This window comes from Akkermansia sp. GGCC_0220 (assembly GCF_017566105.1).
GTDB classification, from domain to species: Bacteria; Verrucomicrobiota; Verrucomicrobiia; order Verrucomicrobiales; family Akkermansiaceae; genus Akkermansia; species Akkermansia massiliensis.
The window spans coordinates 145896-158629 of the sequence record NZ_JABFCI010000004.1; the positions used below are offsets into that span (position 1 = coordinate 145896).

Sequence of the window (12734 nt, forward strand, 5' to 3'; positions counted from 1 at the left end):
GGAAGTAACAAGCTCCCGGCCAGGCCGTTGCCCGTTCTTCAAAGATTAAGCACGGCAGCTATCCGCAAACCGTTCAGCGTAATATCCGGGTCCACATGGTCGATGCGCTCCACGCCCCTGGCGATCAGCGCGGCGTCCCCGCCCGTAGCCACCACGGCCGGGCGCGTGCCCAGCTCCTCCTCCAGCCGGGCCAGGATTTCCTTCACCAGCCCCCGGTAGCCGTACACGGCGCCGGACTGCATGGCCTCCACCGTACTGGTTCCGATGGCATGGGCGGGCTCCTGCGGGTCGATGGCGGGAAGAAGGGCGGTATTGCGCTCCAGGTAATCCCCCATGCTGGCAAGCCCTGGAGCAATGACGCCGCCCAGATAGGTGCATTGGGGGCCGATCACGTCAAAGGTCACCGCAGTGCCGAAGTCCACCACGACGCACGGGCAGCCGTAATAGGCCGCGGCACCCACGGCGTTCGCCAGCCTGTCGGCTCCTATCTGGCGCGGGTGGGGGTAGTCGATGCCCACGCCCAGCCGGGAATCGCAGGAAAGGAAATGGCACGGCTTGCCTATCCAGTTTTTCAGCACCTCCCCCACGCGCGGCACTACGGAGCACACCACGGCGGCATCGTAATGGACGCCGGCCAGCACTTCATCCAGCCGTTCCTCGCTCACCTCCCGGGTGGGAATCATGTACCGTTCCGGCAGCAGGGCGTCCGGCGCAGAAAGCACGAACTTGGTGCGCGTATTGGAATTGTCGATCAGCAGATAAGTCACGGAAATCAGTTAGTACGTTCCTCCGCCAGTTTCAAGACCAAATCCGCTATTTTGCCGCTTCCCCCGGTCTTCTCCGCCTTCACCAAATTTTCATGCATGCGCCTCCACGGCGCACCGCCTTCCTCCACCATCTCCCGCAAGGCGGAAGCCAGGGCGCGGGCGTCCGGCACATGGCGGCCGCCGCCCAGTTTTTCCAGCAGGCGGGCGTTGCCCTCCTCCTGGCCCGGAAGAAGAAAGTTTACCAGCATGGGCCGTGCAGACGCCAGCACCTCGTGCACGGTAGCCCCTCCCGCTTTCCCAACCACCACATGGCTGGCGGCGAGATAGGAGGGCACGCGGCGCGTCCAGCCGCGCACGGCCAGCCTATGCCCGTATCTGGCGCGCAAATCCCGGATATGGGGGTAAATGCGCCTGAACCGGCGCCCCAGGATGCAGGTGACGCATATGGAGGGGTCCGCCTCCAGCATGGCCTGCAGCTCCGCGCGCGCATGCCGTGCGGAACGCTGGGCAAAATAAAGCACCCGGAACGGCTCGCCCGCCTTCCAGGAAACGGGGCGCTCCCGCGCCAGCGCCCCCAGGCCGGGATTGACGGGGAATCCCGTGACGCGCACCCTGTCCGGAGGAAGCCCCTTCTCCACCATGATTTCCCGCGTCCAGGGGTCCGTCACGGCCCACAGGGGGGACTCCGAACATAGCCAGGACTTGTTGATGACGAAGGAATCCGTCACAACGGTCAAGTACGGCACCGCGTTCCCCGTGCGGGACGCCAGGGAATCCAGCATGTAGGGATACACCATGTACGTGCAGACCACGGCGTCCGGCTTCCAATCCCGCAGCAGCCGTTCCAGAAAACGCTCCACGGGAGCGAGCCCCTTGACGGGTTTTTCCGCCAGGTTGCGCTTGTCGCTCACCTCGTACATCAGCTTCCAGAGGCGGGGCAGGCGGGAAATAATCCACAGGTAGGCGGCGCGCGTCAGGCGGAACATCCGGGGCATCGCCTCCGCGCACAGGTCCGTCACGCGGACTTCCGCGCGCCCTGCGAGGGCATCCCGCACACCCCTGGCGGCGGAATTGTGCCCTTCCCCGTATCCCGCAGTCACGATCAGAATTCGCGGCAGCCTTCTCTTCTCCATGGGACAGGATATACCAGTATTCCAGTCAATCGGAAAGAACTTCTTGCAGGAAGACGGGCACGCCCGCAGAGCTTCTTCCGGCAGATCCGGCGCAGCGCCTGCCTTGACGGCAGGGGCCGGAAGAGCCTTGTTCCCGGCGGGGCAGCCAGCGGGAAACACGGAAAAACACCTTCCCGCGGACTGCGTGAAAACGCCCTGCCGGGAATGAAGGCCTCCCGGCCTTCATCATTGGATCCAATCCGGAATGAATCGAAGAGGTTTTGTCTGCAAGGGCCGAAAGGCCCCTGCGGCCCGCGGACGGAAAAGGACCGCAAAACAGCATTTGCACACCATTATTCCCCTCCCGAATCCGGATTTAACATTGACCTGCGCAGGCCGTCAGGGCAAGCTTTCAGCCATGCGCATCGTCTTCATGGGCACAGGCGACATTGCCATTCCCGCCTTCCGCAGCCTGGTCCGTAACTCGGACCTGGTAGGCCTGGTCACGCAGCCTGACCGCCCCGTCGGCAGGCACCAGGTGCTTACGGCTCCCGCTATCAAGAACATTGCCAGAGAAGCGGGCATTCCCGTGCTCCAGCCGCACTCCCTGCGGACTCCGGATGCGCTGATCAACCTTAAAAGGCTGAATCCGGACCTGATCGCGGTCATGGCGTACGGGCAGATCCTGAGCCAGGAAGTGATTGACATGGCGCCCATGGGCTGCATCAACGCCCATGCCTCCCTGCTGCCGCGCCACCGCGGAGCGGCCTGCATCCAGTCCGCCATCAAGTCCGGCGATTCCGAGACGGGAATCACCATCATGCATATCGTCAAAAAACTGGACGCCGGGGACATCATCGCCCAGATCAGCACCCCGCTGGAAGGCACGGAAACCGGCGGCTCCCTGCACGACAAGCTGGCCCAGATGACGCCGGACGTATTGCTCCCAGCCATCCACGCCATTGAAAAGGGAACCGCCACACGCGTCCCCCAGAAGGAATTCCTGGCGACGTACGCTCCCAAGCTCCTGCGTGCGGACGGAAAGATTGACTGGACGCGCCCCGCAGAGGAAATCGGACGCATGATCCGGGCGTATGACCCGTGGCCCGGCACCTTCACCAATTACTGGAACCGCAAGAAGCGTATCCGCAACATGAAAATCTTCCCCGGCTTCTCCATCGTTCCGGAGGCGGAAGGGAAACCGGGCCAGGTGCTTTCCGCCGGAGAACAGGGGCTGCTGATCGCCTGCGGAAGCGGCGGCCTGCTGGTGACGAACGTCCAGCTTGAAGGAAGTACGCGCATGAACATCTCCCAGCTCATCGCCGGCCACCCGAATTTGAAAGACATCCATTTTGACGTGTAAATGGCCAAGTCCTTTTCCATGGAGAGCCTGAACGCGGCCCAGAGGAAGGCCGTACAGACCCTGCAGGGGCCCGTGCTGATCCTGGCCGGGGCCGGAACGGGCAAGACGCGCACCGTCACCTGCCGCATCGCCCACATGGTGGACCGCGGCATCAGCCCCAAAAGCATCCTGGCCGTGACGTTCACGAACAAGGCCGCCCTGGAAATGAGGGAGCGCGTAGGCCAGATGGTGGAACGGAAGGCGGCCCGCCAGATCATGGTGAGCACCTTCCACTCCCTCTGCGTGCGCATCCTGCGGGAGGACATAGGCCGGCTGGGGTACAAGACCAATTTCACCATTTACAGCGGTTCCGAGCAGAGCGGACTGATCCGGCGCCTGATCGTACGCCACGGCGGCATCACGGAAAAAATCACCCCCAAGGACGTGCTGTCCGCCATGAGCCGGATGAAGAATAGCGGCCTGGGCCTGGATTCCATTGAAGACAACCTGACGGCCAACATCGCCGCCTCCTACCAGCGGGAGCTTCAGGCGCAGAATTCCGTGGATTTTGACGACCTGCTGATTCTGGCGGACAAGCTGCTGAAGGAGCACCGGGACGTCAGGGAGGCGTGGCAGCAGCGCTTCCGCTATATCACCGTGGATGAGTTCCAGGATACCAACAGCCTCCAGATGAGCCTGCTGGGACATTTGGTGGGGCCCGCGCACAACGTCTGCGTGGTGGGCGACGACGACCAGTCCATCTACGGCTGGCGCGGCGCCCAGATCAGCAACATCCTGGAGTTCGAACGCTTTTTCCCAAACCCCGCCGTCATCAAGCTGGAGGAGAATTACCGCTGCACCGCCCCCATCCTGGACGCGGCCAACGCCCTGATCCGCCACAACCTGGGCCGGAGGGACAAGACGCTGCGCGCCCACAAGGGCGGCGGAGAAGCAGTGAGGCTGATTTCCATGCCCGGAGACGCGGAGGAAGCGGAGTTCATCATCACGGACATTGAAAACGTCCGCAGGCAGGAGGAGCGCCCCTGGGAGGATTTCGCCATCCTGTTCCGGGCCAACACCCAGAGCCGCATTATTGAACAGACGCTCCGGGAGCACAAGATTCCCTACCGCATGGTGGGGGCGCAGAGCTTCTTTGACCGCAAGGAGGTGAAGGACCTCATTTCCTACCTGGCGACCATTGAAAACCCGCAGGCTGACGAATACCTGCTGCGCATCCTCAATACGCCCCCGCGCGGCATCAGCGAGCTGACCAGCCACCTGGCCATCGACTGGAGCCGGGAACACGGCAACAGCGTATGGGCCGCCCTGCAGGACGACGAATTCCTGGCCACACTCTCCACCCGCGCCCGCAACAGCGTGCTGGAGTTCAACGACCTGATTGCCAGATACATCGACCTTTTCCAGGATAAGGAGACCGATTTTGGAGACGCCCTGGAACAGCTCATTGAAGAAACCGGATTCAGCGAGTACGTCACGCGCCTGTGCAAGACGGAGGCAGAAATCCAGAAGCGGCTGGTATCCATCGGGGACGTGAAAGCCTCCCTCCGCAACTTCTGGCAGCCCGGAAAAACCCTCCGGGATTATCTGGCCCAGGTCACTCTGGACAAGGAGGACAATGACGACGACGTGGAGAACAAGCCCGGCGTGTGCCTGATTACCATGCACGCCGCCAAGGGGCTGGAATTCCCGGTGGTGTACCTCGTGGGGCTGGAAGAAGGCATCCTGCCCCACAAGCGTTCCCTGGAAGACGGCAACTGTGACGAAGAACGCCGCCTGCTTTACGTGGGCATCACGCGCGCCCAGGAAAAGCTCATGCTGACCTATTGCGCCACGCGCCTGCGCTACGGGGACCGCATGCCCTGCCAGCGTTCCTCCTTCCTGAGTGAAATTCCTCCCCACCTGATGGATTATTCCAAATGGGAGGATCTCATGAATGCGGAAGCGACGGAAGAGGAGTCCGGAAACTTTTTCGACTCCCTCCGCAGCATGCTTCTGGAAGATGAATAAAAGGCAGCCGGGTGTTTCACCGGCTGCCTTTAAACCATGAGTTATTTTTTACCGGGACAGGTTTAGCGGGAACGGCGGCGGCGCATCAGCAGGGCCGCCAGTCCAAAAAGGCTGAGGGAAGCCGTGGCCGGTTCCGGAACAGCCAGGCTCGGCATTCCGTCCCTGACTGCCAGGGCGGACATTCCGTAGTCGCCGGCCAGGGAAAGCAGGCTGTCGGAGAAGTCCATCGTGACCGAAGAGCTGGGATTGAAAGAAGAATTGGTTTCAAACTGCCAGGTCAGCATGAACGTACCGCTGGAAAGCAGGGTAGCCAGGCTACCGCCGCTGATGTGAAGCAGATCCACTACCTGCCCGTTGGAGCCGGCCAGATAGATATTCTTGACGTTGATACCAGTACCGGTCAGGTTCACGGGGCTGTTCGTTCCCCACGTGGCCACATTTGCCAAGCCGCTTATGGTGAACACGGAAGACATCGTATAGGAACTATTGGCCTGAAATCCGGTGACGCTAACGTCACCGGGGGCGACGAGGCCTCCCACCCCAAGAACCAGGGTCTCATTCCACCCGCGGGTGGTCTTGGCGGCATCCAGGTCATAGCCGTAAGCCTGCTTCCACATGTTCAGGCCGCCGGTCCCGATCGTGTGCGTACCGTACATGTTGCTGTTGGTAGCCTGCACTCCTCCGAGCAGACCGCCGGAGATGTTATACGTAACCTGAATCGCGGACGCCGTACCGTCCGTAGCTTTCATGGAATTGCCGGTCGTGCGGTTGCCACTTGTCATTGTACCGCTTGCCAAATTCCACGGAGCGGAATAGGTGTTCGAACTTTCGCCGAACGAAACCATTGTCGTTTTCCCCCATCCCGGTGCGGAGCACAGGAGAGCAAGGAGCGACATTATACATAAACGCATTTTCATATCATCAACAGAGATGGAGTTTTTCCGTTTGCTTATATCCTGTTGACGTCTTTCCTTTGATTGACGATCAACAAGGGATTTGACTCGAACCCGCCTCCCAGGTTCACACGATAGATGAAAAAAAAGTCCCATTTTTTCAATTCAACGCGCAATTCGTTTAGATACAACAAGAAAGCATTTGTCATCCGTTTTGACATCCTTTTCCGCTCCAAGGGCTTCAGGGCAGGTTCATCCTCCTTTCCGGGCACAAAAAATCCCCCCGGTCCGGACCGGAGGGATTGAAAAACACAGGCTTAACGCCCCTGCCCGTTACCAGAAGATGATGTACAGGGCAACCGTCGCGGCAATCACGAACCAGCCGAATATCTTGGCGCGTGAAGAGGACTGGAGGGCCACCACGCCTCTATCAGGCAGCACGATGGACTGTCCGCCGCGGGCGACGTTCACTGCCGTGAAGATGAAGCCGATGATCACCACCGTAATAAAGCACACGGCCATGCGGTTCAGGAAGGCCATTTCCGGCTGCCATATCTTCAAGGCTCCGTACAGGAGGGCATTGATGACAATACCCAGCCAGCCGAAGATGCGCGGGCACTTGGGCACGAAGAAGCCGAAGAGGAACACACACAGGGCGCCAGGACTCAGGAAGCCCTGGAATTCCTGGATGAAGTTGAAGATTCCTCCGAAAGCCGGGCTGTCCAAGAACGGCGCAATGCACAGCGCAATCACGGCGCACACCAGCAGGCCGATCTTGCCAACAGTAACAAGCTCCGTGGGCTTCGCGTTCCTGCGCAGCTTGTTGTAAATGTCCATCGTAAAGATGGTGGAGGCGGAGTTCAGCATGGACGCCAGGGAAGACACCACCGCGCCGAAGAGTGCGGCAAGCACAAACCACGTCCAGCCCGTGCCGGGCAGCAGCTTCCTGATCAGCGTGCCGAAGGCGGAGTCATAGTCAAAGCCCACCAGGGTATCCGTCAAATAATAGTTGTCCGAGTTGTCTACGGCCGGCTTGATGATCTTGCTGTTAAGCGAGGCGATCTTTTCCACGAACGGAGCGCGTTCCGCCAGAGTAGTCTGGTCATTGGCGGCATCCGCCTTCAGATCGGCGCAGGCCTGTTTCAATTCGGCCATGACCTCGCCGCCAACCTTCATCACCTCCGCGTTATGCAGGGCGTGGGCGCAGCCTTCTTCCACGTTTTCCACAAGGAAGCTGTCCGTAAGCTTGTAGATGACGGGACGGCCCTTGACGGCCTCGGGATTTTCCGCCTTGCGGATTTCCGCCGCATACTTCACTTCTGCCTGTTCCTTCAGGTCATTGCGGTACAGGTTGTAGGCCAGAATGCCGGGAACCACCACCACAAACGGAATGATGAGCTTGAGGAACGCGGCGAACACGATGCCCATCTGGCCTTCCGCCAGGGACTTGGAGGCCAGCGTGCGCTGCATGATGTACTGGTTGAGGCCCCAGTAGAAGAAGTTGGGAATCCAGAGACCCAGGCAAAGGGCCGTCCACGGGATTTCCGCATCGTCAGCAGGGCGGATCATGTGGAGCTTGCCGCCCACGGTATTCACGCCGCTGGCCGCATCGCCGGAGTTGAGTTCAAAGAAGCGCGTCACCCCGTGCCAGAGGCTGTCCGAGGGATTTCCCAGGGAAGCGACCGTTGCGCCGGAATTGGCGGCGGCGGACTGCACCAGATGGTTCGGGTCCGCACCGCTCAGCGCCATCAGGGCAAAATATGCCACCACGCCGCCGCCTACAATCAGGGCAGCGCCCCAGAACAGGTCCGTCCAGGCGCAGGCTTTCAAACCGCCCACGAACACGTATACCGTAGCACAGAAGGCAATGATGATGCAGCCCACGGTGATGTTGCCGAAGTCAATGCCCATGGCAGTGTACCCCGTAAAGAACACGGAGATAACCTTGGCGCCGGCGTAAATCACGCCCGCAGTCGGCACGCCCACCAGAATCAGCAGCGTAGCAATGGCCATCAGGGAACGCGCCAGCGTATTATAGCGGTATTCCAGGAATTCGGGAATGGTGTATACACCGCCCTTCAGCAGCTTGGGAAGGAAGCAGAAGGCCACGACTACCAGCGTGATGGCGGCCAGCCATTCATACCCCGCGATCGCCATGCCAACCCAGTTGGCGGCCTTGCCGGACATCCCCACAAACTGTTCCGTGGAAATGTTGGCGGCGATCAGGGAGAAACCCACCAGCCACCAGGTCAGGCCGCGGCCGGCCAGGAAGTAGTCTGAAGCGCCTTTGGTCTTCTTTTCTTCCTCCGTTTCCTCAGGATCACGGCTTTTCCAGATGCCCAGGGCGATTACGCCCACCACAACCACACAGAACAGGATGACTTCCGTTATGGAAAGGGGGGCTGTCTTGGGTTCAGCGGAGGCTTCCGGAGCTGCCTGGGAGGCGACGGCGGCGGGGGCCGCCGGCTGAAGTTCCGCAGCCGGCTGTGCTTCCGCAGCGGGGGTCACGGCCGGAGCGGCCAGGGCGGGCTGCGCATCAGCCGCCGGTGCGGGCACGGAGCCCTCCTGGGCGGAAACGCCCCACGTCATCAGGGCCAGAGCCCCGAATATGGTTGCTAGTGTTCTCATAATCAGTATGGATTAAGCTTGGTACAGGACACGGGCGCCTTCTCCGGCACAGGTCACAAGGTAAGTGGTTTCAATGCCCGTTTCCTGGCAGTAGCCGTCCAGAAGCTCGCGGGCCACCTTGTCCACGTCTTCCGTCTTCACCAGGGCCACGATGCACCCGCCGAAGCCGCCGCCCGTCATGCGCGCGCCGTAAATGGAGGATGCGGAAGGAATGCGGTCGCAGAGGGAAACCAGGGTATCCACTTCCGCGCAGGAAACTTCATAATCGTCACGCAGGGAGGCGTGGCTGCCGCGCATGGCTACGCCGGCTTCATCCCAGTCGCCGCGGGCAAGGGCGTTCGCAAAGGCGTTTACGCGGGCGTTTTCACCAATGACGTGGCGGGCGCGGCGGTAGCGCACGTCGCCAAGCTGTTCCTTGAAGGATTCCAGCAGCTCCAGCGTGGCTTCCCGCAGGGAGGGCACGCCCATGATGGCGGAGGCTTCCTCGCACTGCTTGCGGCGCTGGCCGTAGGCTCCGTCCGCCAGGGAGTGCTTCACGGCGCTGTCCAGCACCAGCACGGAGACGGACTCGTTGTTCATCGGCACCAGTTCATATTCCAGCGTGGCGCAGTCCAGCTTGAGGGCCATGCCCTTCTTTCCGTTGGCGGAAATAAACTGGTCCATGATGCCGCAGGGAACGTTCACGAATTCATGTTCCACGGCCTGGCCGATCAAGGCCACTTCCTTGGGATCAATTTCAACCCCGGCGAAGGCGGCAAGCGCCGTGCAGACGGAAACTTCAAGAGCGGCGCTGGAGGAAAGGCCGCCGCCGCGGGGCACGTTGCTGTCAATCAGCATGTCCACCGGCCCGATTTCTATGCCGCGCCTGTGCAGGTTGGCCAGGACGCCGCGGACGTAGTTGGACCAGAACGGATCGCCGGGAACCAGGGCGTCCTCCACCGCAATTTCATGGATCTGGTCGCCCAGGGAGCCGCAGAAGCGGTGCTTGCCCACGGGGGAGGGAGCCACAGCCACAACACAGTGGTTATCAAGCGCCATGGGCATCACAAAGCCATTATTATAATCCGTGTGCTCACCGATGAGGTTCACACGCCCCGGCGCCGCAGCCACGTGAGTCGGCTCCTGACCGAAATACTCGATGAAATACGGAGTCACCGTTTCTTTAGAGATTTCTCGCTGAACTAAATCCATAGTGGGCTGATTCTGCCCCATCCCTTTCCGCACCTCAAGGTTAAAGTCTCCGCCCCGCAACAATTTTCTTCATTTTCAACCAAATATTCCAAGCACCCGTTGCCAGCCGCCCGCATTCCTTTCAAAAACGGGCCTGCACCGGCCGGCCACGAGGCGCCAGCCCCCTCCAAATCCCGTTGCAAACGACGGCCTCCGGCCTGCATTTCAGGGATGCGGGGAAAGGCGGAGCGTCACTTTGCCCCGCGGGCGAACAGCACCGCCGGGACAGTTTTCAGGAGCAGTTTGACATCCAGCCACAGGGACCAGTTGTCAATGTACTCCATGTCCAGCTCCACCAGTTTTTCAAATTCCCGGATGTTGCTGCGCCCGGCTATCTGCCAGTACCCCGTCACCCCGGGCAAAACGCTCAGCCTGCGGCGGTGGGCGTCACTGGTAAAGGCCTCCGTCTCATAAACGGGGAGCGGCCGCGGCCCCACCAGGCTCATTTCCCCTTTCAGCACGTTGATGAGCTGGGGAAGTTCGTCTATGCTGAATTTGCGCAGGAAGCGGCCGAAGGGGAAGATGCGAGGGTCATGCTCCAGCTTGAAGATGGGGCCGTTCATGTCGTTGCCGTAACTGGCCTTCACTTCATCCAGCCTCTTGTCCGCATCCCGGTACATGGTGCGGAATTTCCACATGCCGAATTCCCGGCCATACAGGCCGGAACGCTTCTGGCGGTAGAAGACGGGACCGCGGTCAGACAGCTTGATGCCTACGGCCGCCAGCACCCACAGGGGGAACGTGCCCACCAGAAGCAGGAGCGCGCCCACCCAGTCCAGTATCTTTTTCAACTGCCAGGAGGTGGTGTAGGGAATGGGGGTGGACTTGTACACCAGCATTCTGGTTCCTCCCAGCACGCCAAAATAGGTTTTATGCACGTCGGGCATGCTCACTACCATGCTCGCGTAAAAATCCACTCCCATCTTGCCGCACAGCTCCACCAGGCACCGCGCCACGGCGGAGTCCACCTCCTCCGGAAGAAACACCACCTTGCTGATGCAGCCCTTGATCAGCAAATTCCTGACTTCCGCACGGTCCACCTCTTCCGGAGCCATCACCAGCAGTTCATCCTTGAAGTCCACATGGTCGCTTTCCAGCATCTTGCGGAACTCCTTCACATGGTCCGGAATGCCCACCACCAGCGTGGGGGCCTCCTCCACCAGCCTCTTTTCCGCCCGGAACCGGCTGATGCGCAGCCAGAGGGCGCCCAGGAACGTGAGCAGATAGGCCAGGGTCTGGACAATAATGTTCGCGGAAAAGGGAACAAAGTACTTCCACGTCACTACGCTCAACACCACAAAACAGGCGTACGCCATGACAAACCGCCGGATGCTTCCGCCCAGCGTCATGCACCGGTAGTAAACGCCCAGCTGGTCACAGCAGACATACAGCAGCAGGGACATCGTCAGCGGCGTCAGCACCAGCGTGCGCAGCCGCCACGGTTCCGGAGCCACCCCCATCCATTGCCACGAAACGAACCCGACAACGAAGAAGATGACGAATGCGAGGATGGAAACGACAATTTTATTGATCCCGTAGGTAGTACGGTCTGCATTTTGAATCAGCATCGAGAGAGAGTGTAAGTTAGTCGGCACTTAAAGTGCGCTGTCCCGGTCTTTTTGTCAAGTTGCATGCTCACCCTGCCGCTTTCCGCCCGGAATAATGCGCCCTTCCGGACGGTCTTCCTGTCTCCGGACGGGCGGAAAGCCCAAAATGACGGTATACCGGCTTGCAAGAATCCGGCTCCCTGTGCATTGGTATACGCGTCAATCGACCGGACTGGTACCGCACCTAGCCTGATCGCCCCCCTATCAGACCACGCATGGACCGTTGATCGGGGCACGGGGCATCCTTACTCCTGGCTTTTCTCATGGTAGCGGAACGTCCCGGCGATTTTCCGGATGGAACTTACTGCGTACAGCGATAAATCCGGCATGACACCAACATAATCATCAACTTAGAATATAAGTATGTCACAGCACAACACACAGGGAAGACAGGGCCAGGGAGCCCGTCGCCGCTATAACAAGGGCGGACGCTCCTATGGCAATGACCGCCGGGATTCCAGCGGCTACCGTCCCAAGTATAAAAAAGAAGCACCTGCCAAACTCTCCTTGTGGCAGCGTTTCCTGGGCCTCTTCGGCATCCGCCCGGCCAAGAACAACAAACCCGCCGCCAGGGATAAAGCCGCCGCCAAAACCAATACCCGCGTGGCCCGCAACAGGCAGGAGCGCGTTTCCGCTCCCAAGCAGCCCGTCTCCAACCGCAGGCTTTACGTGGGCAACCTTTCCTATGAAGCGACGGAAAGCGACCTTGAAGACGTATTCAAGGGCATCGGGGAAGTCAGCTCCGTGGAAATCATTTACAACCCCCGCACCCACAAGTCCAAGGGCTATGCCTTTGTGGAAATGAAGAAGATGGAAGATGCCGTCCGTTCCGTGGACATCCTCCACAACCAGCCCTTCATGGGCAGGAACCTGCTGGTCAGCGGCGCCAATGAACGCCAGGAACAGTCCCGGCAGCCCCGCGAAACCCGCGAGCCCCAGGAAGAACAGGTTTCCATGGAGGAAGTGAAGGAAACCTCCACTCCCCTGCTCCAGCCGGAAGCTTCCGCTCCCCAGGCCCAGGAACAATAACCGTTTTATCATGCAGAAGCCGGCCTTTGGAAAAAGGCCGGCTTCTTGCGTTTACAGGACGACGCGTTTTATCCCTCTTTCACAAAATCCTCTTTCGC

Annotated in this window: 9 protein-coding genes; 3 read left to right on the top strand and 6 right to left on the bottom strand. The window is 60.2% G+C overall.

What is annotated here, in order from left to right:
• Positions 1–38: 38 nt before the first annotated feature.
• Positions 39–767, bottom strand: a complete 729-nt coding sequence (locus HJW02_RS04560; RefSeq protein ID WP_102721136.1) for a type III pantothenate kinase — start codon at positions 765–767, stop codon at positions 39–41.
• A gap of 5 nt (positions 768–772) precedes the next feature.
• Entirely contained in the window at positions 773–1900 is a 1128-nt protein-coding gene (locus HJW02_RS04565) for a glycosyltransferase (protein ID WP_102721135.1), read from the bottom strand.
• A 322-nt stretch (positions 1901–2222) separates the two neighbouring features.
• On the opposite strand from HJW02_RS04565, the gene fmt reads away from it, so the two are divergent.
• Complete coding sequence (fmt, locus tag HJW02_RS04570; protein ID WP_240454377.1) at positions 2223–3242, top strand: methionyl-tRNA formyltransferase; 1020 nt, start codon at positions 2223–2225, stop codon at positions 3240–3242.
• Complete coding sequence (locus HJW02_RS04575; protein ID WP_022396897.1) at positions 3243–5249, top strand: UvrD-helicase domain-containing protein; 2007 nt, start codon at positions 3243–3245, stop codon at positions 5247–5249.
• Between the two features lie 62 nt (positions 5250–5311).
• Here HJW02_RS04575 and HJW02_RS04580 read toward each other — a convergent pair whose 3' ends face one another.
• The 4 genes from HJW02_RS04580 to HJW02_RS04595 form a co-directional block, all read right to left on the bottom strand.
• The gene (locus HJW02_RS04580; protein WP_180973005.1) at positions 5312–5998 is read right to left on the bottom strand and encodes a PEP-CTERM sorting domain-containing protein; all 687 of its coding nucleotides are present in this window, start codon (positions 5996–5998) and stop codon (positions 5312–5314) included.
• A gap of 477 nt (positions 5999–6475) precedes the next feature.
• Positions 6476–8770: a sodium/solute symporter gene (locus HJW02_RS04585; RefSeq protein ID WP_240454376.1), complete on the bottom strand. Its 2295-nt coding sequence runs from the start codon at positions 8768–8770 to the stop codon at positions 6476–6478.
• Positions 8771–8782: 12 nt separating this feature from the next.
• A complete protein-coding gene (gene galK, locus HJW02_RS04590; RefSeq protein ID WP_180971117.1) occupies positions 8783–9925 on the bottom strand; it encodes a galactokinase in 1143 nt (380 codons plus the stop codon).
• 266 nt (positions 9926–10191) lie between these two features.
• Positions 10192–11568 carry a sugar transferase gene (locus tag HJW02_RS04595; RefSeq protein ID WP_102721131.1) on the bottom strand — a complete coding sequence of 459 codons (1377 nt, stop codon included), beginning with the start codon at positions 11566–11568 and terminating at the stop codon, positions 10192–10194.
• Between the two features lie 402 nt (positions 11569–11970).
• Between HJW02_RS04595 and HJW02_RS04600 the strand changes: the two genes are divergently transcribed.
• Complete coding sequence (locus HJW02_RS04600; protein WP_022396903.1) at positions 11971–12636, top strand: RNA-binding protein; 666 nt, start codon at positions 11971–11973, stop codon at positions 12634–12636.
• The last annotated feature ends 98 nt before the right edge of the window (positions 12637–12734 follow it).

Coding starts and splice junctions, on each gene's coding strand:
- HJW02_RS04565 (WP_102721135.1), bottom strand. CDS start 1,900: ATGGAGAAGAGAAGGCTGCCGCGAATTCTGATCGTGACTGCGGGATAC.
- HJW02_RS04575 (WP_022396897.1), top strand. CDS start 3,243: ATGGCCAAGTCCTTTTCCATGGAGAGCCTGAACGCGGCCCAGAGGAAG.
- HJW02_RS04580 (WP_180973005.1), bottom strand. CDS start 5,998: ATGAAAGCTACGGACGGTACGGCGTCCGCGATTCAGGTTACGTATAAC.
- HJW02_RS04585 (WP_240454376.1), bottom strand. CDS start 8,770: ATGAGAACACTAGCAACCATATTCGGGGCTCTGGCCCTGATGACGTGG.
- HJW02_RS04595 (WP_102721131.1), bottom strand. CDS start 11,568: ATGCTGATTCAAAATGCAGACCGTACTACCTACGGGATCAATAAAATT.
- HJW02_RS04600 (WP_022396903.1), top strand. CDS start 11,971: ATGTCACAGCACAACACACAGGGAAGACAGGGCCAGGGAGCCCGTCGC.